Source organism: Micromonospora sp. Mcm103 (assembly GCF_024519755.1).
In the GTDB taxonomy this organism is placed as follows: Bacteria; Actinomycetota; Actinomycetes; order Mycobacteriales; family Micromonosporaceae; genus Micromonospora; species Micromonospora aurantiaca.
Genome location: NZ_JALJRJ010000007.1, coordinates 226203 through 247525, shown reverse-complemented (window position 1 = coordinate 247525; position 21323 = coordinate 226203). Strand labels below are relative to the sequence as shown.

The following is a 21323-nucleotide window of genomic DNA, read 5'->3' as shown; positions in this document are numbered from 1 at the left end:
GGTCACGTCCCCGTCTCACCCCGGTGTTACCGCCGGGTAATCGGGGGGTTGTGAGCTGCACCGCATCGGGTGCACGATCAGGCTCGATCGTTACCCGTCGGTAACAGAGGACGGGCCCGGCGCGGGCCGCCGGTTCCGCACCGGCCGCCGCGCACATTCGTTCGAGGAGGAACCCGTGCAGAATCGGCTCGACAACCAGGGTCGTACCCGGTGGCGGCGGTTCGCCGCCATGATCGTGCCCACCACGGCCGCCGCCGGTGCCATCCTGTTCGGCATGTCGACCGGCGCCATCGCCTCCGACATCACCGTGTCCGGGCAGACGTTCAAGATCGGCGCCGACCGCCTGGAGGGTGAGGGCTTCAAGCAGTACGGCGGCATCGTCCGCGAGAAGGGCGAGGACGGCAAGGCCGGCGCGACCCGCCCGGTCGCGATGGCCGAGATCAGCAGCGCCGAGCTGTACAAGCTCTGCCAGTCCGTCCGCGCCGACCTGCCCGGCCTGCCGGTGGTGCTCACCATCAACGCCGGCGAGGGCAAGGAGCCCGCCCGGGCCAAGGACCTCGTGATCGCCATGGACTCGCTCGAGGGCAACGCGACCTTCACCAACATCAAGATCGGACGCGACGCCAGCGACCTGAACCCGACGGCGCAGCGCGGCTCGTTCGGCCAGAACTCCGACCGGGTGACCATCCGTGACCTGAAGCAGGTCTCCCGCTACACCACCTCCTCGACGTTCAACCTGGTCGGGCTGCGGCTCAAGGTCAACGTGGGCGACGACGCCAAGGGCAAGGAGTGCTTCTGAGCTGAGCACGGCCCGCGGTGGCCGACCACCGCGGGTCCGCCCGACCGTCCCCGTCCCCGCTCCGCCAGGAGGAGTACGTGACAACCGTCGACCCGTCCCACGCCCGGCCCGGCACCGCGGCCCGGGCATGGCGGACCTTCCGCCGCTGGCAGCGGAGCCGGCCGTTCTGGGGTGGCCTGTTGATCATCCTGGCCGGGGTGGAGATGCTCGCCTCCACCCGGTTGACCCTCAACGGCCTGAGCTTCAGCAGCGGCGCCACCGGCCTGCTCTCGCTGCTGATCCCGGGCATCCTGGTGACCTGCGGGGTGCTGCTCTGGCTCAGCCCGCCGCAGCGGCTGTTCTACTCGATCGTCGCGGCGATCACCGCCGTCTACTCCCTGATCGGGCTCAACCTCGGCGGCTTCTTCCTCGGCCTGCTGCTCGGCATCGTGGGCAGCGCGCTCGCGTTCGCCTGGGTGCCGACCCCTCCGGCTGGTCCCGCCGGTCCGGCCGCCGACGAACCCGACACCGAGGCGGACGACGAACCCGGCACCGCCGCGGACGCCGAGGCCGACACCGTCGTGGACGCGCAGCCCGTGGACGCGCAGCCCGCGGACGAGCGGCCGACCGTCGAGGTGTCGGCCGGCGTACGGCCGGCCGTCGAGCAGCCGACTGCCGAGCGGCCGGGCGGGGAGCGGCCGGTCCCTCGGCAGTCGGTGAACGGGCAGGCGGCCGGATCCGACGGCGGGCCGCCGGAGTGGGCGGGCCGTTCGGCGGACCCGCGCGCCTTCGGCATCGTCCTCGTGGTGCTCGGCCTCGCCACCGCCGGCCTCGCCGTGCAGCCGCGCGCGGTGCAGGCCGCCCCGAGCAAGCCCGCCGCCAGTGCCTGCCCGTCGAAGCCCGCCACGCCGACACCCGGCGCGAGCGCGCCCACGGCGACGCCCACCCCGTCGCCGAGCGCGAGCCCGACGCGGGCGGGCAACATCATCACCGACTTCTTCGAGGGGATCGGTGACCTGTTCAAGGGCAGCAGCAAGAAGAGCGAGACGCCCTCGCCCACGCCGACCGCGAGCGGATCGGCGGCTCCGACGAGCAAGCCGACGGCCCGTCCCGGGTCGACCGGGTGCCCGGCGCCGGACAAGCCGGGCAAGGTGGACCCGGCGAAGCCCGGCAAGGTGGAACCGGGCAAGCCGCTGCCGCGTATCGCCGCCGACCCGAGCCTGCCGAAGGTGGGCCAGCAGCCGTCGAAGCTCACCGGCTCCAAGGTCACCATGACCGGGCTCCGGTTCGAGGGGATCACCGACCTCCAGACCGAGCAGGGCGTGCTCAAGGTGCTGAAGTTCAGCATGAAGGAGGCGGTGACCGACGACTTCCTGCTGGTCGCCGACGGTCCCAGCGGTCGCACCCAGCGGTACGCGACCGACCGCCTCACCGTCCGCGACGACGTCGCGTTCTACTGCACCCGGTTCGTCGGCAAGCTCGCCGGCATCAAACTGACGCTGACCCCGGACCTGCCGTTCCCGGACGGCCTGCCGGTCACGCTGCCCATCCCGGTGACGTTCACCGACCCGGTCATCGACCTGGCGTACGTCACCAGCAACACGCTCACCGGCCGGCCGACGCTGCGCCTGACGCTCGGCGCCTGACGCGTGCGGGTGCCGGCGGGACTCACCGCCGGCACCCGGCACCGGCTCACAGCCGGGCCAGCGCCTTGCGCAGCGGGTCCAGCCCCAGCGAGCCCAGGTCGAGCGCCTGGCGGTGGAACTCCTTGAGGTCGAAGTCGGCGCCCTTGCGGGCCTTCGCGTCCTCCCGGGCCTGCAACCAGATCCGCTCGCCCACCTTGTACGAGGGGGCCTGCCCGGGCCAGCCCAGGTAGCGGTTCAGCTCGAAGCGCAGGTTCTCGTCCGGCACCCGGCAGTGCGCCCGCATGAACTCCCAGCCCAGCTCCGGCGTCCACCGCTCGCCCGGGTGGAAGCCGAACGGGTTGTCCTTCGGGATCTCCAGCTCCACGTGCATGCCGATGTCCACGATGACCCGGGCCGCGCGCAACGCCTGCCCGTCGAGCATGCCCAGCCGGTCACCCGGGTCGTCGAGGTAGCCCAGCTCGTCCATCAGCCGCTCGGAGTAGAGCGCCCAGCCCTCGCCGTGCCCGGAGACCCAGCACAGCAGCCGCTGCCAGCGGTTGAGCAGGTCGGCCCGGACGGCGGTCTGGGCGACCTGGAGGTGGTGACCCGGCACGCCCTCGTGGTAGACGGTGGTCACCTCGCGCCAGGTGGAGAAGTCGGTGATGCCCTGCGGCACCGCCCACCACATCCGTCCCGGCCGGGAGAAGTCCTCGCTCGGGCCGGTGTAGTAGATCGCGCCGTCGCTCGTCGGCGCGAGGCAGCACTCGATCCGGCGTACCTGCTCCGGGATGTCGAAGTGGGTGCCGTTCAGCTCGGTGATCGCCCTGTCGGCGAGCGCCTGCATCCAGTCCCGGAACGCCTCCTTGCCGCGTACCGTCCGCGCCGGGTCGGCGTCGAGCGCGCGTACCGCGTCGTCGATCGATGCGCCAGGCCCGGCGATGCGCGCGGACACCGTCCGCATGTCGGCCTCCAGCCGGGCCAGCTCCGCGAAACCCCAGGCGTACGTCTCGTCCAGATCGACGGTCGCGCCGAGGAAGTACTGCGAGGCCAGCTCGTAGCGCTCCCGCCCGGCGGCCTGCTTCTCCCGGCCCACCGGGGCCAGCTCGGTGCGCAGGAACTGCCCGAACTCGGCGGTGGCGGCGGTCGCGGCGGCGGCGCCCTTGCGCAGCTCCGCGCCGAGCGCGCCGTCGGCGTCGATCCGCTCGACCAGCCCGTGGAAGAAGTTGTCGCCCTCCGGGTCGACCCACACGTCGCACTGCTTGGCGACCTCGACGAGCTGCACCCGCGAGCTGACCCGTCCCGCGGCGGCGGCCTCGCGCAGCGTCCGCTTGTAGCCGTCCAGCGCGGACGCGAAGCGGTTGAGCCGGGCGGCCACGTTCGCCCGGGCCTGTTCGCCGTCGGTCGGCATGAGGTCGAAGACCATCCGGATCTCGTGCAGCCCGCTGGAGATCACGTTGACCTCGCTGCCGGTCTCGCCCGCGTCGTAGCGGGCCAGCTCCAGGCCGAGGCGCTCCTGCATGGCCTCCTGGGCGGTCCGCTCCGCCTCGGTCTCCGGTTCGGTCACGTCGAGTTCGCCGAGCGTGCGGCGGGCCAGGTCGGCGCGGGCCGCGTAACCCTCCGGCGACAGGTCGTCGAGCTGGTCGTCGTAGCCGTTGATGCCGACGTAGGTGGCGCCGGTCGGGCTCAGCGGGGCCCACTCGGCCACGTACCGGTTGGCGAGGTCATCGATTCGTCCCACGAGGCGACCCTACGTGACCCCGCATCCGGAATACCGCGCGACTTCGTCGTACCTCTGCGGCAGAGTGTCATGGGTGACCGTCGAGATCACTCCTGACCGGGCCCCGGTACGCAGCTGGCTGCCCGGGTTCGTCGCACTCGCCGCCATCTGGGGTTCCAGCTTCCTGTTCATCAAGGTCGGCGTGACCGAGCTGCACCCCGTGCACCTCACCCTCTACCGGGTGGCCACCGGCGCGCTGACGCTGCTCGTGGTGCTCGCCGTGCTGCGCGACCGGCTGCCCCGCGAGCCCCGGGTCTGGGCGCACATGCTCGTGGTGGCCGCGTTCGGCGTGGCGGTGCCGTTCACCCTGTTCGGCTACGGCGAGCAGCGGGTCGAGTCGATGCTCGCCGGCATCTGGAACGCCACCACGCCACTGATCGTGCTGCCGCTGGCGGTGCTGGTGTTCCGCACCGAGCGGCTGACCGCCCGGCGGGCGGTCGGGCTGGGGCTGGGCTTCGTCGGTGTGCTGGTGGTGCTCGGCGTCTGGGAGGGCGTCGGTGGCGCCCACTTCGTCGGCCAGCTCATGTGCTTCGGCGCGGCGGCCTGCTACGGGCTGGCCATTCCGTACCAGAAGAAGTTCGTCGCGGGCAGCGCGTACTCCGGTCTGTCGCTGTCGGCGGCGCAGCTGCTGGTGGCGACCGCGCAGCTCGCGCTGGTCGCGCCGTTCGTCGGCACGCCGCCGTCACCGATCGGCCTCTCCCCGCGCGTGGCGGCGAGCGTGCTGGCGCTCGGTGCGCTCGGCACCGGGCTCGCCTTCGTCATCAACATGCGCAACATCCGGCTGGCCGGGGCCAGCACGGCGTCCACAGTGACCTACCTGATCCCGGTGTTCGCGGTGCTCGTCGGCGCGGTGGTGCTGGGCGAGCGGATGAACTGGCACCAACCGGTCGGCGCGTTCGTGGTGCTCGTCGGCGTCGCGGTCGCCCAGGGCCTGTTCGGGCGGCGCCGGCCACGCCCGGACGCGGTGGCGCCCGCCGCCCGCGCGGCCGAACCGGCGACCCGGGGCTGACTCCTCACCCGCGGCCGGCCGTCCACTTCACCAGACGGTCGGCCGTCCAGGTGTTCACCACCCGCTTCGCCGGTACGCCGCACAGCGCGGCCCGCTCGCAGCCGAACCGCTGCCAGTCGAGCTGGCCTGGTGCGTGCGCGTCGGTGTCGATCGCGAACCGGCACCCGGCCTCCAGCGCGAGGCGGATCAGCCGCTTCGGCGGATCCTGCCGCTCCGGCCGGGAGTTGATCTCGACGGCCACGTCGTGCTCCGCGCAGGCGGCGAAGACGGCGTCCGCGTCGAACTCGCTCTCCTTGCGGGTACGCGCACGGTGCCCCTTGTCGCCGGGCCCGGTCACCCCGGCGGGCCGGGAGGAGACCATCCGGCCGGTGCAGTGGCCGAGGATGTCCAGGTGCGGGTTCGCGATCGCGGTCAGCATCCGGCGGGTCATCTTCGCCCGGTCGTCGTTCAGGCCGCTGTGCACCGAGCCGACCACCACGTCCAGGCGGGCCAGCAGCTTCTCGTCCTGGTCGAGTGAGCCGTCGGCGAGGATGTCCACCTCGATGCCGGTGAGGATCCGGAAGCCCTTCGGCAGCGCCTCGTTGACGGCGGCGACGTGGTCGAGCTGCTTGCGCAGCCGCTCCGCGGTCAGGCCGCGGGCCACAGTCAGCCGGGGCGAGTGGTCGGTGAGCACGAGGTATTCGTGACCCAGCTCGACCGCGGCCAGCGCCATCTCCTCGATCGGTGAGCCACCGTCGGACCAGTCCGAGTGGGTGTGGCAGTCGCCGCGCAGCGCGTCCCGCAGCTTCGCCGCCGCCTCGTCCAGGTCGGTGCCCTCCGTCGCCAGCAACCGGCGCAGGTAGACCGGCTCCTCGCCGGCCAGCGACTCGGCCACGCAGCGGGCGGTCACGTCACCGACGCCGGACAGCTCGGTCAGCTTGCCGGTGCGGGCCCGCTCGGCCACCTCGGCGGCAGGCAGCGCGCCGAGCGTCTTCGCCGCCGACCGGAACGCCCGGACCCGGTACGTGGCCTCGTTGGCCCGTTCCAGCAGGAACGCGATCCGGCGCAGGTCGGCGATGGGATCCCGGGCAGTCATGTCCTGGAACCTACGCGCATTCGCCGCCCGCCGGGTGACCCCGCACCGCGAGCCGGTCAGCCGCCGCGCGCCTACCGGCCGGGCGTCGCCGGACAGCCGTGCTTGCGCTGCCAGGCGGTGACCTCGGCGGCCGGCGAGCGGTTGCCGCCCTTGCGCCACGAGTTCAGGTACGGTGCTGGCCAGACCACGCCCCGGCGGATCCACCAGTCGTCAGCGCCCGTGCACTTCGGGGAGAGCCCGAAGTGCAGGTGGCAGACGTTGTTGGCGTTGCCGGTGCGGCCCACCTTCCCGAGCTGCTGCCCGGCGCGTACGCGTACCCCGGCGTCGACACCGGCGGCGATCGCGCTCAGGTGCGAGCCGTAGTAGCGCACCCCGTCGTCGCCGAGCAGCGCGACGGAGAGCCCGCCGTTGTTCGGGCCCAGCGGTCCGCGCTTGTCGAACCTGTCGACGCGGCTCACCTCCAGCACCACGCCGTCGGTGACCGCCACCACCGGTTCCCCGCAGTCGGCGAACACGTCGGTGCCCGGGTAGCCGCCGTGCGTCGGGTGGTAGTCGACGTTGCCGGCCCGTACCGGGAAGACCCGCTTCACGTCGGCGCGCGCCGGCGACGGCGCGGACGACGAGGCAGCGGCCGACGGCGGGGCCGGATCGGCGGGCTGCGCGGCGGTCGCCACCGGGCTCGGTTCCTGCCACCTGTCGGCGCGCCCGGTGGAGGCGGCGCACCCACCGGCGGCGAGCGCCGCGACGAGCAGCAGGACCGGGTACGCCGGCCGCGTCCGGCGTCCGATCGATGGCGAGCGCATCCGGTCATCCTGACAGACCACTACCGTAGGTACCGAATGCCGAACGCGGGACGGGTGATCCGGGAAGGGGGCGGCGGTGACGCACGGATGGCACGGCGGACCCGAGGGGACCGGTCCGGGGGCGTTCCCGCCACCGCGTACGCCCTCCGGGCTGTTCCCGTCGAGCACGTCGATGCGGCCCAGCTACCGCGAGCCGTACCCGATCACCGGCGCCGGCGTCGCAGCCGGCGCGCTCGTCGCGTTCGCCTGGTTGCTGTTGTTCGGGCTGCTCGGCGGCGGCGTGGCCGGATACGCCTGGTGGACGTTGCTGGCCGGCGGCCTGGCGTGGGTGGCCGCCGCGGTGCTGGTCCGTCACGGCGACCGGGGAGTGGCGACGGGCGTCGCGATCGTCACCGCCGGTGGTTGGAGCATCGCCGCCGCGATCGTCGCGATGCGCTGGGCGCAGACCGGAGACTGGCCGCTCTGGTGACCTTCGGTGCCGGTTTCGCTGCGTAGCGAAGGCCACCTTGACGTACGCCTGAGGACGGTCCACGCTCGCGGTATGGCCTGGACCACACCGCCGCGGCTCGACCCCGATCGGAGCCGCCGTCGCCTGCAACTCCTCGCCGAGTTGGCCGGTGCCCGTGCGGTACAGCAGCGCCAGCGACCGCAGCGGGCCCGCACCGAGCGGCTGCGCCAACTCATCGCCACCCGCCGGCGCGTCGTCGGCTGACCGGCTTTCTCTTCAGGAACGGCCGGCCCATACGGGGCGTTGACCGCTCGCCTGCCGACCCGACCGGTTAACGTGCATCGCGTGACGTGTCGGCGTGCTGCCGAGGCTGATTTGGGGGGACCGTGTCGTACTTCGCTGCTGCCGTGGCGCGCCTCGACGGCGGCTGGACCGCCGGTGAGGTGAGCCTGCGCGGTGTCACCGACATCGAGGAGGTGGCCGACCGGCTGCGCGACGTCGAGCCGGACGCCGACCTCTCGCTGCTGTTCGTCGAGGCCGACGACACGTACCTGGTCATCCTGCGCCTGGACGAGGGGGAGGACCTGCGGGTCTTCGGCTCGGACTCGGCGTACGCGGAGGAGTCCCGGCTGGGCGCGCTGCTGGTCGGCGACCTGAAGACCTCGGTGACCGGGCTGGAGGATGTCGACGAGCCGCGTGCCTCCACCGGCGACGACGACACCGAGCAGCCCGCCGTTGACCCGGAGGCCGACCCGGTCGGCGACGCCGACCTGCTGGCCGACCTGGGCATCCCGGCGCAGAAGCTGCTGGCGCTCTGCGCGCACGAGGGCTCCATGCCGGCCGACGTGACAGCCGAGATCTGCCAGGTGCTCGGCTGCGTGGACGAGGTCGAGGAGCTGCGTGAGGTCTGAGCCCGGGGAGTCAGTGACGCCCGGCGCCGCCGAACCGGCAGACGCGACCGACCCGTCGCTGGAGACCGTACGCCCGGGGCAGCCCACCCCCGGCCGGGCCGCACGCGTCGGTCCCGGCGCCGACGAGGCGCTGGCCGACCCGGGCGCGGTGGGCCGCCGGCAGCGGCACGAGCTGTGGATGCGCCGGGCCCTTGAGGTCGCGGTGACCGGCGCGGACGGTGCGCCCCCCGACGCCGACGACGTGCCGGTCGGCGCGGTGCTCTACGGCCCCGACGGCGCCGAACTCGCGATCGGGCGCAACGAGCGGGAGCTGACCGGCGACCCGACCGCGCACGCCGAGGTGCTGGCGCTGCGGCGGGCCGCGCAGCGGCTGGGCCGCTGGCGGCTGGACGACTGCACGCTCGTCGTGACGCTCGAACCGTGCACCATGTGCGCCGGAGCGATCGCGCTGGCGCGCGTCTCGACAGTCGTCTTCGGCGCCTGGGAACCGAAGACCGGCGCCGTCGGGTCGCTCTGGGACGTGCTGCGCGACCGCCGCGTCACGCACCGCCCCGAGGTGTACGGAGGCGTGCTGGAACGCGAGAGCGCGGCGGTGCTGCGCGCCTTCTTCCGCTGAGAGGTTCTGTCTCAGGCGCCTGCCGGTGCGGGGCGGAGCAGCGTCGCGGCGATCGCGCGGCCGACCTCGGTCCAGGCGGTCGGGCGCAGCGTGGCCGGGTCCAGCCGGACGATCGACCGGGTGCCGGAGGCGTGCACGGTGGCGCCGTCGGTCGAGCGGAACTCGAAGGCGTAGCGGGCGCTGCTGGTGCCGAAGTACTCCAGCCAGAAGTGCACAGCCACCGTGCCGACGCCGACGACCGGCGCCTGGTAGGTGATGGTGAACTCGCGGACCGCGTGGAACACGTCGGGGGTGGCGTGCACGTCGCCGCGGAAGGCGACGCCGCGCTCGGCCCAGTACGGCGTAAGCGCGCGTTCCAGCAGTACGGCGTACCGGGCGTTGTGCAGGATGCCCATCGCGTCCAGGTCGTCGAAGTGCACAGGCACGTGCTCGACGTGCCCGAACTCGGCGACCGGACGGTCGGTGGTGGCGTGGCTCATGACTGGCCTTCCGGTAGCAGGGCCGGATCCGGGCAGAGCGCCCGCAGCCGGTTCAGCAGGCCCTGGCGGGCGTGCCGGTAGGAGGCGTCGGGGTCGAGCAGACGGGACCGCATCACCGCGCTGATCCCCAGCGCGTCGATCTCGTACGCCAGCAGCGGCACGTCCAGGTCGGCGGGGAGTTCGCCGAGGTCGACCGCATCCTGGACGAGGCGCTCCAGCAGCGCGGTCCACCTGCCGAATGCCTCGGCGAGCCGGTCCCGGACCGGGCCGGGACGGGCGTTGTACTCGAACTCGGTGTTGGCGAAGAAGCAGCCGCCGGGCAGTACCCGGGCGGCGTAGAAGTCGATCCGGGCCTCGTGCAGCGCGCGCAGCCGGCGTACGCCCCGAGGTGCGTGCAGGGCGGGGGCGACGATCATCTCCTGCCACTGCGCCACGGCCCGGTCGACGGTGGCGAGTTGCAGTGCCTCCTTGGAGCGCCAGTGCGCGAAGAGGCCGGACTTGCTCACCTCCAGCCGGTCGGCGAGCTGGGCCAGCGACAGGCCGTGCAGGCCGACCTCGGTCGCAAGCGCCACTGCGGTGTCCAGCACCGCGGTGCGGGTGCGGTCGCCACGGGCGACGCGGCCGTCGGAGGTCATGCGGTCAGCGTAAGGGAAACAAGCACGACCGGTCGTATTTATTTTTGTGACACCGGTAACGCGCAACCGCCCCGCCACCGAGCGGTGACGGGGCGGTCCAGGATCGATCAGGTCAGGCGATGATGGTGTCCAGCGCGATCTCGACCATCTGGCCGAACGTCTGCTCGCGCTCCTGCGACGTGGTCTTCTCGCCGGTCTTGATGTGGTCGCTGACGGTCAGGATGGTCAGCGCGCGGGCCTTGAAACGCGCCGCGATCGTGTAGAGCGCCGCCGACTCCATCTCCACCGCCAGCACGCCGTAGTCGGCGAGCCTGTCGTACAGGTCCGGCCGGTCGGTGTAGAAGGCGTCCGCCGCCAGGATCGGTCCGACCCGCATGCTGATGCCGCGCCGCTCGGCCACCTCGACCGAGGTACGCAGCAGCCCGAAGTCGGCCACCGGGGCGTAGTCGATCAGCCCGTCGAAGCGCATCCGGTTCATGTTCGAGTCGGTGGACGAGCCGATCGCCGCCACCACGTCCCGCAGCTGCAGATCCTCGGTCAGGGCGCCACAGGAGCCGACCCGGATCAGCGACTTCACGCCGTACTCGTTTACCAGCTCGTGGGCGTAGATCGAGGCGGACGGCATGCCCATGCCGGAACCCTGGACGGACACGTCGACACCGTTCCACTTCCCGGTGAAGCCCAGCATGCCGCGCACCGTCGTGTAGCAGCGGGCCCCCTCCAGGTAGGTCTCCGCGATCCACTTGGCCCGCAGCGGGTCGCCCGGCATCAGGACCCGCTCGGCGATCTCTCCCGGCTCAGCGCCGATGTGCGTACTCATGGCAAAGATCCTGCCAGGCCGGGCCGAGGGATACCGGTTCGGCGTCCAAGCCGGCGGTCCTGTACCCTCGTCGGCGGTGGCGTGTCCGAGTGGCCTAAGGAGCACGCCTCGAAAGCGTGTGAGGGTTTACGCCCTCCGCGGGTTCAAATCCCGCCGCCACCGCCATATCGATCAAGCGCCCGGGTTGTCCCGGGCGCTTCGTCGTCAGCAGGGGCCGTAGCCCTCGTCGAAGAGGCGGCGGGCCCAGTCCGCGTACCCGGCGATGATCTCCCGGACGGTGACGCCGTCGTGCAGGAACAGGTACGCGCGGTCGCCGTCGCGGGCGAGCAGCCCGGCGAAGCGGTGACTGCCGGGCGGTGCCGGCAGGTCGACGGCGCCCGGGTACGCGGCGCGGGCCTCGCCCACGGGCGAGCCGGCGCTGATGCCCTCGGGTGTGCTCATCGGGTCGTCGAGCCAGAGCAGGACGAGCCGGTCGTCGACGAAGATCGGGCTGACCGAACCGTGCCCGACCAGCGCGGGTCCGCATGCCTCCTCGTCGGCGCGCAGCACACCGCGCCGGGTCAGGTCCGCCTCGGTGTCGCCGAACTCCGCGTTGCGCAGTCCCTCCAGACTCACCACCTGAGCGGCGCCGACCGGGCGGGTGGGCCACTGTGGATGAACGCCGCTGCCGGCTGCGGACGCGGCAGCAAGCAGTGCGGCAATAAAGCCGAATTGTCGTAGTTTCATGCAATCCCCCAGTCACCAACGGGACCGGGGCGATGAGGTTGCTGTTGTTTGTCGGATTGGCGTAGTTCCCACTCCTCGGCCAGTTCGTCCCAGTAGTCGGCGGACAGTCCGCGCCGGCCGTGCGCCAGCCAGCCGTCCGTGTCGCGTTCCAGGTGCAGGCCCAGCTCCGCGAACGGGTCGATCCACGCGCCCGGCTCCGCGCCCAGCCGGGCCAGCGCCGTGTTGATCGGCCACTCGGTACGCGGCCGGTCCAACGCGGCGTCGTACCGCGGGCCCCAGCTCACCTCGCCGCCGAGCCACACCACCGCCGACTGGTGGCCCAGGCCGCCCGCGAACTCCGCCTCCAGGTACGCCACCGGGCCGCTCCTCGACCAGCGGGCCAGCACCTCCGCCAGCGGCGGCGAGAGCACCAGCCGGAACGGACGCTCGGCGCGCGGCTCGTCGGTGGCGAAGTCCGGCAGGCCGCCGGTCAGCTCCTGCACCAACTGCCGGGTGACCGGCAGCAGCGCGAAGTCCTGGCGGAGCGCGGCGAGCACCGCGTGATCCAGGTCGGCGGTCTGCTCGCGAAGCAGTTCGACGTCGGCGACCACGGCGTTGAGCTGGTAACTCATCCGGTCCTCTCGGCGTCCACAGGCTGTGGATGGAACATGTGTACGACGGCTTCAGGTGGTTCCGTTGGTCAGGTACCTCGGGCGTCCGTCGCTCAGCGCGGCCACCGCGTGACGCAGCCGATGCCAAACGTACGGGCGAAGCAACGCCTGCGCATCAGCGAGCGCAACGAATCGTGCGTCGGTCAGTTCGCCGTCAGCCGGTTTCAACGGCTCTGCGGGAGGCAGTGCGCCGCCGTCGAAGATGAACATCAGGCTGTCGTCCCACGGGCCGTGCGGTGCCACCCAGTCCACCACCAGCAACGGTCCGACGCACAGATCGAGACCCAACTCCTCGCGTACCTCCCGCTCGGCGGCCAGGTGCGGCGGCTCGTTCGCCTCCGCCATGCCGCCCGGCAGGTCCCAGTCCGGCTTGTAGCGCGGATCCACCAACAGGACGTCGCCGTCACCGTTGCGCAGCAGTACGTCGGCTCCCACCCGCTTCCGGGGCTGCCGCGCGTTGCCCTCGGCGAGGTGGGCGTGCCAGGCTGCCGGATCTCGCTCGTACAGGGGACGCTCGTCGGCCATACCGACGATTGTCGGCTGTCCTCACCCCGTCGGCAGCGGCAGCGCCACCCATCTCCGCTCCCGGATGGTGTCGCGAAGCCGGTCCAGAAGCTGTGGCACGTCCGGGCACCGGACGGCATGCGACCGCAGCAGCAGTGCGAGATGTCTGAGCTGGTCGAGGACGACGGCCGAGCCCAGACCATGGGTGAGATCGACGGTCTGATGCGTCAGGTCGCACGCCTCCTCGATCCGGGCCTGCCCGACGAGCGCGGTGGCCAGGAGCATCCGGGCGAGCGCCTGACTCCGCACCCGGCCGCCCGGCCGCTCGGCGACGCTGCCGTTGAGGATGCGAAGAGCGGCCGTGACGTCACCGAGGCGAAGCAGGCAACGTGCCGACTCGATATCGAACGAGGTGCGGTCGAACGGACTCAGCCATTCGGTGGGTGCAGGTGCCGCCTCCGCGAAGGCGGACTCGGCCCGCTGAAGGGAAGCGTGGCAGTCGGCGGTGAGACCTGCTGCGGCGAGGCCGCGCGCCTGCAAGGCAAGAAGACGGGCGCGTATCAGAGCACCGGCGTCCTCTTGGGCGACGGGCCGCGAGCCCGTCGCTGGCATGTGAGATCGCGGCCTCCGCGTCTCCGCCGTGGCAGGCGAGGTGGCTCAGGCTTCCGTGCACCTGCGCCACCAGCAGCGCGTCTCTGCTGTCGACGGCGAGCGCCAAGGCGTCAAGGAAGTGCCGTCTACTCGTCGTGCTGTCCCCGGAATCGTGTGCCATCCAACCGGCCATCTCGTGCAGGGCCGCCACCGCCATGAGCACTTGCGGGGGCATGGCAGGAGGACGACCTGTCGGCGTGGAGAAGGTGGCGAGGTGTGACAGCACGGTGCTGTAGAGGTATTTGCCGCCGACTTGACGATCTGCGGATCGGAGTGCGCGGATCAGTTGAGGACCCACCTCCACGACATCGGCCGGCAGCGGGGTGTCGCCTGGTGCGGCCGGTAGTCGGAACCACAAGGTGTGCGCGGGTATCCGCAGCACGCGGGCCCAATGTGCCAGTCGGTCGAGGTGCACCACCGCCGGTCCGTTCTCGATGCGGCTCAGTTGCGCCTGCGTAATCCCGAACCAGCCGGCGACAGTGGTTTGGGGCAGCGGCTGTCGCCCGTGATAGGGATGGTGACGGTAGGCGCGGACAACGCCACCGAGGTGCCGATCCGCAAGCGCATGGCGAAGCGGTTCATGGGACCAGAAGCTGGGTGGAACGTCGGGAGCAGCGACGATGCGGTCCCGCTCCGCTCGCTGACAGGGAGCGCACCGTCCCGAGTCGTTGTCGGCAGCCAGGTTGGCGCCGCAACGCGCACACCTGCTCGGCCTCGATGCCGCGATCACTCACTTATTCAACCCGCTCAGTGACTTTCGGTTATACATGCAACGCATAACCGGTCATGACTAGGACCAAAAGGTTGGAGTGCCACGTACGAGAATTGCGTGATCGACCTCCTCGGAGGCTGTCGGATCGGGGTGACGGTGTTCGTAGCCGGGGTGACGGCGGCCGCGGCGGCCGGCGAGAGTGGAAGAGGGACCAATGGCGCAGTACCTGATCTCCGTACTCGACGACACGACCGGCTCGGCCACCGAGGCGGAGATGGCAGCGATCGGTGAGTTCAACGAGCAGTTGCGCGCCGGCGGCCACTGGGTCTTCGCCGGTGGGCTCGCGGCGCCGGAGACGGCCACCGTCGTGGACGCGCGGGGCGGAAGTCCGCTGCTCACCGACGGGCCCTACGTGGAGACGAAGGAGTACGTCGGCGGGTTCTGGATCATCGAGGCACCGGACTTCGACGTGGCGCTGCCGCTCGCCGCGCTGGCGTCGCAGCAGTGCAACAGGCGGGTCGAGCTGCGGCCGTTCCTGGGCGCGTGACAGACGTCGGCGAGGCGCTCACCCGGGTCCACCGCGAGGAGTGGGCCCGGGTCGTCGCCACGCTCGCCCGGCGCATCGGCGACCTCGACGTCGCGGAGGAGATGACCGCCGAGGCGTTCGCCGCCGCCGTCGAGCGGTGGTCGGCCGACGGCGTACCGCCGAACCCCGGCGCGTGGCTCACCACCACCGCGTACCGGCGGGCTGTCGACCGGATCCGGCGCGAGAGCCGGCGGGACGACAAGCACCGGGAGGCGCTGATGCTGGCCGACGTGCCCGAACCGCTCGGTGTCATCGACGACGACCGGCTCCGCCTGATCTTCACCTGCTGCCACCCGGCGCTGGCCATGGAGGCGCGGGTGGCGCTGACGCTGCGCCTGGTCGGCGGGCTCACCGTGCCGGAGATCGCCCGGGCGTATCTCGTCCAGGAGGCCGCCATGAGCAGGCGGATCACCCGGGCCAAGACGAAGATCAAGGCGGCCGGGATCCCGTACCGGGTGCCGTCCCGCGACGACCTGCCGTCCCGGGTCAGCGGCGTGCTCGCCGTCCTGTACCTGATCTTCAACGAGGGCTACCTCGCCTCCGACCCGGGCAAGGAAGCGGTGCGCGCCGACCTGACCGCCGAGGCGATCCGGCTCACCCGGCTGGTCCGTACGCTGCTGCCCGACGACGACGAGGCCACCGGACTCCTGGCGCTGATGCTGCTCACCGAGGCCCGCCGGCCCGCCCGGGTCTCCGCGACAGGCGAACTCGTCGTCCTGGCCGAGCAGGACCGCAGCGCCTGGGACCGTGAGCTGATCGCCGAGGGACACGCCCTGGTCCGCGCGTGCATCGCCGCCGGACGGCCGCCGGGCCGCTACCAGATCCTCGCCGCGATAAACGCCGTCCACACCGACGCCCGCGACGCGCGGGACACCGACTGGGCGCAGGTCGCCGCGCTCTACGACCATCTGGTACGCGTCGACCCGTCGCCGATCGTGCGGCTTAACCGGGCCGTGGCGGTCGTGGAACTGGACGGGCCGCAGGTCGCGCTTGCGGAGGTGGACGCGTTGCCGCTGGACGGGTATCACGCGTACCACGCGACGCGTGCCGAGTTGTTGCGGCGAATGGGGCGGGGTGGGGAGGCGCGGGCGGCGTACGACCGGGCGATCGAGTTGGCCGGGAACAGCGCGGAGACGGCGTACCTGAAGCGGCGACGGGACCAGTTGGGCACCGGGTGAGGAGTGCCATGGAACGCCGAAGGGGCGCCGCAAGCGACGCCCCTTCGTGTCTATCTCTTGCCCACTCAGCTGAGGGTGACCCGCTCGCCCTCGAAGTCAGCGACGATCTCCACGTTGCCGCCGAGGGCCCTGATGTAACGCACAACAGTGCCAACCTCGGCCTTCGGCAACTCGCCGTTCTCGATCGCCGCGACGCGAGGCTGCGACACCTTCATGCGGTCAGCGACCTGCTGCTGGGTCAGGCCCCGGCGCTCGCGCATCTCGCGCAGGCGCGCGGCGCGGACCTCGCCGCGCATCCGCTCCTTGTGCTGCTCGACGGTGGTCTCGTTCAGGTCGGCGCGGGAGCGAACGTCCCGCCAGCTACGTGCCATCAGCGTTGTCCCTTCAGCTCTCGCAGGTGCTCGGTGAACTTCTGGTCCGCTTCGAGGATGCTGGTCTCGTACCAGCCCTTCCAGTTGCCGGCCTTGTCACCCGCGACCAGGAGGATGGCCTCCCGCTGGGGGTCGAAGGCGAACAGGATCCTGATCTCCGTATCCCCCGCCGAGCCCGGCCGGAGCTCCTTCATGTTCTTGTAGTCGGAGCCCTTCACATGGTCAACGAGGGGCCGCCCGAGGGCCGGGCCTTCCTCGGCGAGCAGGTCAATGGCGGCGGCCACCTGGCCTGCGGAATCCGGGTCATCCTTACTGAGGCGAAGGAACCACTCCTCGACCTCCTCAGTGAGGCTGACTTCCCATCCGCTCGCTTCCCCACTGTAGACCACGTAATACTCCTGCGTTATAACGATTGTGGTTCTGGGAATAAAAATCGGACTCTTGGCATCACAGTGCTAGCACATGCACAGATCCGGCACTACGTAGCGTCAGGAGTACGACAAGACCATCCTGTGTCTGCGCGCGAGTGACGGGGAGAGCTGATCTCTGCGATTCATGACAGCCGCCAGCGATCTGGCCGAGCAGCCGGCCGCGAGCAACCAGGCGGGCCGGACCATGGCAAGTGAGACGAGGGTGAGCGTAGACGACTCAGGGCCGGTCCCGTGGGGGCCGGCCCTGTCGTTTTTCCTGCTCAAGCGAGCGGAGGATACGAGATTCGAACTCGTGAGGGTGTGAACCCAACACGCTTTCCAAGCGTGCGCCCTAGGCCTCTAGGCGAATCCTCCGCGAGCCAGGATACAGGTCTCCCGACGGCGGGCCACCCCACCCTCCCGGAAGATCCACAACCCTTCGGGTAGGCTTGGCGTCACCTCCCGTGCGGCGGTACCTCGTGAACCTCCCCAGGGCCGGAAGGCAGCAAGGATAAGCGAGCTCTGCCGGGTGCACGGGAGGCCTTTCTGTCTCCCGGGCCGGGTAACGTCCCTGCGGGTCGGGTCACGGGGTGGTGGGTGGTCACCCGGGGCCGACCGGCGCAGAATGGCTCTCCTCGAGAGGAGGCGGGACGGGTGGCACTGGCCCTTTACCGCAAGTACCGGCCGCGGACGTTCGCCGAGATGATCGGCCAGGAGCAGGTCACCGAGCCGCTGTCGCAGGCGCTGCGCAGCGGGCGGCTCAACCACGCCTACCTCTTCTCCGGTCCGCGGGGCTGCGGCAAGACCTCCAGCGCCCGGATCCTGGCCCGCTCCCTCAACTGCGAGCAGGGCCCCACCCCCGAGCCGTGCGGGCAGTGTGACTCGTGTCGCGGGCTGGCTCCCGACGGCGGCGGCTCGATCGACGTCATCGAGATCGACGCGGCCAGCCACGGTGGTGTCGACGACGCCCGTGAGCTGCGCGAGAAGGCGTTCTTCGCCCCGGCCCGCAGCCGCTTCAAGATCTACATCATCGACGAGGCGCACATGGTCTCGTCGGCCGGCTTCAACGCCCTGCTCAAGCTGGTCGAGGAGCCCCCGGAGTACGTCAAGTTCATCTTCGCCACCACCGAACCGGAGAAGGTCCTCGGCACGATCAAGTCGCGGACCCACCACTACCCGTTCCGGCTGTTCCCGCCGAAGGTGGTCCGCCCCTACCTCGAACAGCTCTGCGAGGCGGAGGGCGTCACTGTCGAGCCGGCGGTCTTCCCGCTGGTGGTGCGCGCCGGCGGGGGCAGCATGCGCGACAGCCTCTCCGTGCTCGACCAGCTCATCGCGGGCGCCGGCCCGGAGGGCGTCGACTACGCCCGGGCCGCCGCGCTGCTCGGGGTCACCGACGCCGCGCTGATCGACGAGATGTGCGACGCGCTCGCCGCCGGTGACGGCGCCGCCGCGTACGCCACGGTCGACCGGGTCGCCGAGGCCGGGCACGACTCGCGCCGCTTCGCCTCCGACCTGCTGGAACGCCTCCGCGACCTGATCGTCCTGCAGCAGGTGCCCGATGCCGCCGCCAGGGGCCTCATCGACGGCCCGGCCGACCAGATCGAGCGGATGGCCGCCCAGGCGCAGCGCCTCGGCCCGGCCACGCTGTCCCGCTGCGCCGACATCGTGCACAACGGCCTGGTCGAGATGCGCGGCACCACCGCGCCCCGGCTGCTGCTGGAGCTGATCTGCGCGCGCATGCTGCTGCCCGGCGCGGACGACACCTCGGCCGGCCTGCTCCAGCGCCTGGAGCGGATGGAGCGCCGGCTGACGCTCGGGGGCGCCGAGCTGCCGCCGGCCGCCGCCGACTCCGCGCATCCCACCCAGACCCCTGGGGTACGCCCGGCAGCTCCCGCCCCGGGCGCGGCTGCCGCCGCGGTCCACCCGGATTCCGCCGGCACGCCGGCGGCTGCCGGTGCCCCGACCGGTGCGGCCGCCGCACGTGCCGCCGCAGCCGCTGCGGCGGGTGCCCGGAACGCCGCACCCGGTGCCCGTCCGGCCCCGAACGGTGCGGCCACCGATTCCCGTCCCGCGGCCGGTGCGGTTGCCGAGTCCGGTCCGGCGTCTGCCGAGTCCGGCCCGCGTCCCGCCCCGGTGGCGACCGAAGCGGCCGCGGCTGCCGGGGTGCACACCGACACGGACGCCGGGTTCCCTGCACCGGCCGCCTCCGGCTCGACGACGTCCGGTCCGGCCACCGCCCGACGCCCGGTACCGCCGTCCGCGGTGATGCGCGACCCGGCCACGCCCGAGCCGCCCCGCCCGGGCGCGGCGAATCCCGGCGCGCTCGACGCAGTAGCGGTGCGCCGGGTCTGGCCCGAGGTGGTCGGCAAGGTCAACCGGAGCAACAAGCGGATCGCCGCGCTGATGCGGGACGCGGTGGTACGCGACCTGGACGGCGACACCCTGGTGCTGACCGTGAAGTCGACGGTGCTGGCGAAGATGATGGCCGACCACGCCGCCGTGCTGACCGACGCGCTCTACGAGGAGCTGGGCGGTCGCTGGCAGATCCGCTGCGAGGTGGCGGGCGAGCGCGGCGCGGCCTCACTCGGCGGCCCGTCCCGCCCGTCCGGTGCGAGCCGCGCGCAGGCCGACGCCGCACCGGGCCGCAACGCGCCCGACAGCGCTCCGGCCCGCTCGGCCCCCGCCCCGACAGGTGCCGCGTCCGACGCCGCTCCCGGTCGCCCGGACCCCCGAGCGGCTGGCACCGCTCAGGTGCGCCCCGCTTCCGGCAGCGCAGCAGACTTCTCCCACTCGACCGCACCCGACCCGGGACCGGGCCGTCCGGACTCCGGTGCTGCCGGGCGCCCGGAATCGACGAAGCCCGACAGCACGGCCCGATCCTCGACCACGCCGGTCGCTGCGGCTGGGCCGGCCGGCGAGGAGGACTGGCCGGAGCCCGTTCGGCCCGGTGGCGCGGCCGCCGGTACCGCCTCGGCGGCGGGCACCGGGGATGCGGAGGACTGGCCGGCGGCGGCCCGTCCGGGCGGGGGCACGGCGACCGCCACCGCCCCTGTCGTCGTACCCAAGCCTGCTGCACCTGCGGCGGCGCCTGCCGGTGGGGCGAGGCCGGCGGGGCCGAAGAACAGCGCGATCGCGGCGGCGCGTGCGGCCGCGGCGGCTGCTGCCGCGGGCGGTGGTGCCGGCAAGGGGCCGCGCGCGGCGCAGCCGGCGCGGAAGACGGCCGATGCCGAGTGGGCGGGCGAGCCGCCCTACGACCCGGACTTCGACGGCCCGGTGCGGGGCGGGGGCGCGCCCGCCGCGGCGCCCGCCTACGAGGGGTTCGATCCGGGCGACGAGCCGCTCGACGAAGTGATCGACGAGCGGACCGCCCGGCAGTCGAGTGAGGAGCAGGCGGTGCAGCTGCTGCGCGAGACGTTCGGGGCGGAGAAGATCGACGAGGTGGACGCGCGCTGAGCGTGCGCCGACCGCGATTCAGCGGTGCCGTGGCCCGACTAGGCTGGGCGCGGCCGAGCAGACGAGTGGAAGAAGGAGCGGTCCGTGCGCCCAGGTGGACAGCCGAACATGCAGCAGATGCTGAAGCAGGCGCAGAAGATGCAGCAGCAGATCGCCAAGGCCCAGGCCGAGCTGGCCGAGGCGGAGCTGACCGGCACCGCCGGCGGGGGCCTGGTCACCGCTACGGTCGCCGGTACCGGTGAGCTGAAGGCGATCAAGATCGACCCGAAGGCGGTCGACCCGGAGGACGTCGAGACGCTCGAGGACCTGGTGGTCGCCGCAGTGCACAACGCCGCCGAGGCGGCCCGCGAGCTGACCGAGAAGAAGATGGGCCCGGTCGCGGGCGGCATGGGCGGCCTCAGCCTGCCCGGGTTCTGAGCCGGCAGATGTACGAGGGTGCCATCCAGGATCTGATCGACGAGCTGGGCCGGCTGCCGGGCGTGGGCCCGAAGAGCGCCCAGCGGATCGCGTTCCACGTGCTGTCGGCGGATCCGGCCGACGTGAACCGGCTGGCCGGCGCGCTGCGCAAGGTCAAGGACCTGGTCCGGTTCTGCACGACCTGCTACAACGTGGCCGAGTCGGAGCAGTGCCGGATCTGCCGCGACCCACGGCGCACCGACGAGGTGCTCTGTGTGGTCGAGGAGCCGAAGGACGTGGTGGCGATCGAGCGGACCGGCGAGTTCCGCGGGCGCTACCACGTGCTCGGCGGCGCGATCAATCCGCTGGAGGGCATCGGCCCGGACAACCTTCGGATCCGTGAGCTGATGACCCGCCTCGGCGGCGGCGAGGTCCGCGAGCTGATCCTCGCCACCGACCCGAACACCGAGGGCGAGGCGACAGCCACCTACCTGGCGCTGATGGTCAAGCCGATGGGGATCGCGGTGACCCGGCTCGCGAGTGGACTGCCGGTCGGCGGCGACCTGGAGTACGCCGACGAGATCACGCTGGGCCGGGCCTTCGAGGGCCGACGGGCCGTCTGAATCAAGTCGTGCCGCCTCCGGCGGGTGCCCTGCGGGGTGCCCGCCGGACGTGTCTCCGGGCCGGACGGGCATGTCCGTCGATCTGAC

At 72.1% G+C, this 21323-nt stretch carries 24 protein-coding genes, 2 tRNA genes and 1 other RNA gene; 14 read left to right on the top strand and 13 right to left on the bottom strand.

Annotated features, from left to right (window positions below; all coding sequences use genetic code 11):
• Window positions 1-175 precede the first annotated feature (175 nt).
• Both OC439_RS12095 and OC439_RS12090 read left to right on the top strand, forming a co-directional pair.
• A complete protein-coding gene (locus tag OC439_RS12095) occupies window positions 176-799 on the top strand; it encodes a DUF6230 family protein (protein ID WP_194803292.1) in 624 nt (207 codons plus the stop codon).
• Between the two features lie 77 nt (window positions 800-876).
• Window positions 877-2424, top strand: coding sequence for a DUF6114 domain-containing protein (locus OC439_RS12090; RefSeq protein ID WP_262013469.1), 1548 nt, complete (start codon window positions 877-879; stop codon window positions 2422-2424).
• Between the two features lie 46 nt (window positions 2425-2470).
• Here the strand turns inward: OC439_RS12090 and OC439_RS12085 are convergent, their stop codons facing one another.
• The gene (locus tag OC439_RS12085; RefSeq protein ID WP_262013468.1) at window positions 2471-4141 is read right to left on the bottom strand and encodes a DUF885 domain-containing protein; all 1671 of its coding nucleotides are present in this window, start codon (window positions 4139-4141) and stop codon (window positions 2471-2473) included.
• A gap of 73 nt (window positions 4142-4214) precedes the next feature.
• Between OC439_RS12085 and OC439_RS12080 the strand changes: the two genes are divergently transcribed.
• Window positions 4215-5189 carry a DMT family transporter gene (locus OC439_RS12080; RefSeq protein ID WP_262013467.1) on the top strand — a complete coding sequence of 325 codons (975 nt, stop codon included), beginning with the start codon at window positions 4215-4217 and terminating at the stop codon, window positions 5187-5189.
• Between the two features lie 4 nt (window positions 5190-5193).
• On the opposite strand, the gene OC439_RS12075 is transcribed toward OC439_RS12080, so the two are convergent.
• Both OC439_RS12075 and OC439_RS12070 read right to left on the bottom strand, forming a co-directional pair.
• Window positions 5194-6264 (bottom strand): PHP domain-containing protein, encoded by a 1071-nt coding sequence (locus OC439_RS12075; protein WP_262013466.1) that lies wholly within the window; start codon window positions 6262-6264, stop codon window positions 5194-5196.
• Window positions 6265-6335: 71 nt separating this feature from the next.
• A complete protein-coding gene (locus OC439_RS12070; RefSeq protein WP_262013465.1) occupies window positions 6336-7067 on the bottom strand; it encodes a M23 family metallopeptidase in 732 nt (243 codons plus the stop codon).
• 172 nt (window positions 7068-7239) lie between these two features.
• Between OC439_RS12070 and OC439_RS12065 the strand changes: the two genes are divergently transcribed.
• From OC439_RS12065 to OC439_RS12050, 4 genes are all read left to right on the top strand, one after another.
• Window positions 7240-7536, top strand: a complete 297-nt coding sequence (locus OC439_RS12065) for a hypothetical protein (RefSeq protein WP_262013486.1) — start codon at window positions 7240-7242, stop codon at window positions 7534-7536.
• Window positions 7537-7608: 72 nt separating this feature from the next.
• On the top strand, window positions 7609-7779 hold the full coding sequence (locus tag OC439_RS12060) for a hypothetical protein (RefSeq protein ID WP_018786529.1): 171 nt from the start codon (window positions 7609-7611) through the stop codon (window positions 7777-7779).
• Window positions 7780-7901: 122 nt separating this feature from the next.
• On the top strand, window positions 7902-8426 hold the full coding sequence (locus tag OC439_RS12055) for a tRNA adenosine deaminase-associated protein (RefSeq protein WP_262013464.1): 525 nt from the start codon (window positions 7902-7904) through the stop codon (window positions 8424-8426).
• A 178-nt stretch (window positions 8427-8604) separates the two neighbouring features.
• The gene (locus OC439_RS12050) at window positions 8605-9042 is read left to right on the top strand and encodes a nucleoside deaminase (RefSeq protein WP_262013485.1); all 438 of its coding nucleotides are present in this window, start codon (window positions 8605-8607) and stop codon (window positions 9040-9042) included.
• An 11-nt stretch (window positions 9043-9053) separates the two neighbouring features.
• Here OC439_RS12050 and OC439_RS12045 read toward each other — a convergent pair whose 3' ends face one another.
• The 3 genes from OC439_RS12045 to deoD all read right to left on the bottom strand — a co-directional run bounded on the left by OC439_RS12045 (window position 9054) and on the right by deoD (window position 10976).
• A complete protein-coding gene (locus OC439_RS12045) occupies window positions 9054-9521 on the bottom strand; it encodes an acyl-CoA thioesterase (protein ID WP_262013463.1) in 468 nt (155 codons plus the stop codon).
• Window positions 9518-10156, bottom strand: a complete 639-nt coding sequence (locus tag OC439_RS12040; RefSeq protein WP_262013462.1) for a TetR/AcrR family transcriptional regulator — start codon at window positions 10154-10156, stop codon at window positions 9518-9520. Before OC439_RS12040 ends, OC439_RS12045 begins: the two co-directional genes overlap by 4 nt.
• Window positions 10157-10268: 112 nt before the next feature.
• The gene (gene deoD / locus OC439_RS12035; protein WP_047891806.1) at window positions 10269-10976 is read right to left on the bottom strand and encodes a purine-nucleoside phosphorylase; all 708 of its coding nucleotides are present in this window, start codon (window positions 10974-10976) and stop codon (window positions 10269-10271) included.
• Window positions 10977-11051: 75 nt separating this feature from the next.
• On the opposite strand from deoD, the gene OC439_RS12030 reads away from it, so the two are divergent.
• A tRNA-Ser gene (locus OC439_RS12030) sits at window positions 11052-11141 on the top strand.
• 39 nt (window positions 11142-11180) lie between these two features.
• Here OC439_RS12030 and OC439_RS12025 read toward each other — a convergent pair.
• Genes OC439_RS12025 through OC439_RS12010 form a run of 4 tightly spaced genes read right to left on the bottom strand, consistent with a single transcriptional unit; the run spans window position 11181 to window position 13468 of the window.
• Window positions 11181-11702 carry a hypothetical protein gene (locus OC439_RS12025; RefSeq protein WP_135242414.1) on the bottom strand — a complete coding sequence of 174 codons (522 nt, stop codon included), beginning with the start codon at window positions 11700-11702 and terminating at the stop codon, window positions 11181-11183.
• The gene (locus OC439_RS12020) at window positions 11699-12313 is read right to left on the bottom strand and encodes a hypothetical protein (RefSeq protein WP_262013460.1); all 615 of its coding nucleotides are present in this window, start codon (window positions 12311-12313) and stop codon (window positions 11699-11701) included. The genes OC439_RS12025 and OC439_RS12020 overlap by 4 nt, the downstream gene beginning before the upstream one ends.
• 51 nt (window positions 12314-12364) lie before the next feature.
• On the bottom strand, window positions 12365-12877 hold the full coding sequence (locus tag OC439_RS12015; RefSeq protein WP_262013459.1) for an NUDIX domain-containing protein: 513 nt from the start codon (window positions 12875-12877) through the stop codon (window positions 12365-12367).
• A 21-nt stretch (window positions 12878-12898) separates the two neighbouring features.
• A complete protein-coding gene (locus OC439_RS12010; protein ID WP_262013458.1) occupies window positions 12899-13468 on the bottom strand; it encodes a hypothetical protein in 570 nt (189 codons plus the stop codon).
• Between the two features lie 965 nt (window positions 13469-14433).
• On the opposite strand from OC439_RS12010, the gene OC439_RS12005 reads away from it, so the two are divergent.
• Complete coding sequence (locus tag OC439_RS12005) at window positions 14434-14766, top strand: YciI family protein (protein WP_262013457.1); 333 nt, start codon at window positions 14434-14436, stop codon at window positions 14764-14766.
• The gene (locus OC439_RS12000; RefSeq protein ID WP_262013456.1) at window positions 14763-15983 is read left to right on the top strand and encodes an RNA polymerase sigma factor; all 1221 of its coding nucleotides are present in this window, start codon (window positions 14763-14765) and stop codon (window positions 15981-15983) included. The genes OC439_RS12005 and OC439_RS12000 overlap by 4 nt, the downstream gene beginning before the upstream one ends.
• 65 nt (window positions 15984-16048) lie before the next feature.
• Here OC439_RS12000 and OC439_RS11995 read toward each other — a convergent pair whose 3' ends face one another.
• The 3 genes from OC439_RS11995 to OC439_RS11985 form a co-directional block, all read right to left on the bottom strand.
• Window positions 16049-16354, bottom strand: a complete 306-nt coding sequence (locus tag OC439_RS11995; RefSeq protein WP_043327835.1) for a helix-turn-helix domain-containing protein — start codon at window positions 16352-16354, stop codon at window positions 16049-16051.
• Window positions 16354-16743 carry a type II toxin-antitoxin system RelE/ParE family toxin gene (locus OC439_RS11990; RefSeq protein ID WP_030502119.1) on the bottom strand — a complete coding sequence of 130 codons (390 nt, stop codon included), beginning with the start codon at window positions 16741-16743 and terminating at the stop codon, window positions 16354-16356. Before OC439_RS11990 ends, OC439_RS11995 begins: the two co-directional genes overlap by 1 nt.
• Before the next feature lie 311 nt (window positions 16744-17054).
• Window positions 17055-17139: transfer RNA gene (locus tag OC439_RS11985), tRNA-Ser, on the bottom strand.
• 81 nt (window positions 17140-17220) lie between these two features.
• Here OC439_RS11985 and ffs point away from each other — a divergent pair.
• The 4 genes from ffs (at window position 17221) to recR (ending at window position 21236) form a co-directional block, all read left to right on the top strand.
• Window positions 17221-17310, top strand: an RNA gene (gene ffs, locus OC439_RS11980) — signal recognition particle sRNA small type.
• Window positions 17311-17418: 108 nt separating this feature from the next.
• The gene (locus OC439_RS11975; protein ID WP_262013455.1) at window positions 17419-20217 is read left to right on the top strand and encodes a DNA polymerase III subunit gamma and tau; all 2799 of its coding nucleotides are present in this window, start codon (window positions 17419-17421) and stop codon (window positions 20215-20217) included.
• 108 nt (window positions 20218-20325) lie between these two features.
• Complete coding sequence (locus OC439_RS11970; RefSeq protein ID WP_228533033.1) at window positions 20326-20634, top strand: YbaB/EbfC family nucleoid-associated protein; 309 nt, start codon at window positions 20326-20328, stop codon at window positions 20632-20634.
• An 8-nt stretch (window positions 20635-20642) separates the two neighbouring features.
• A complete protein-coding gene (gene recR / locus OC439_RS11965) occupies window positions 20643-21236 on the top strand; it encodes a recombination mediator RecR (protein WP_013289050.1) in 594 nt (197 codons plus the stop codon).
• Window positions 21237-21323: the final 87 nt, after the last annotated feature.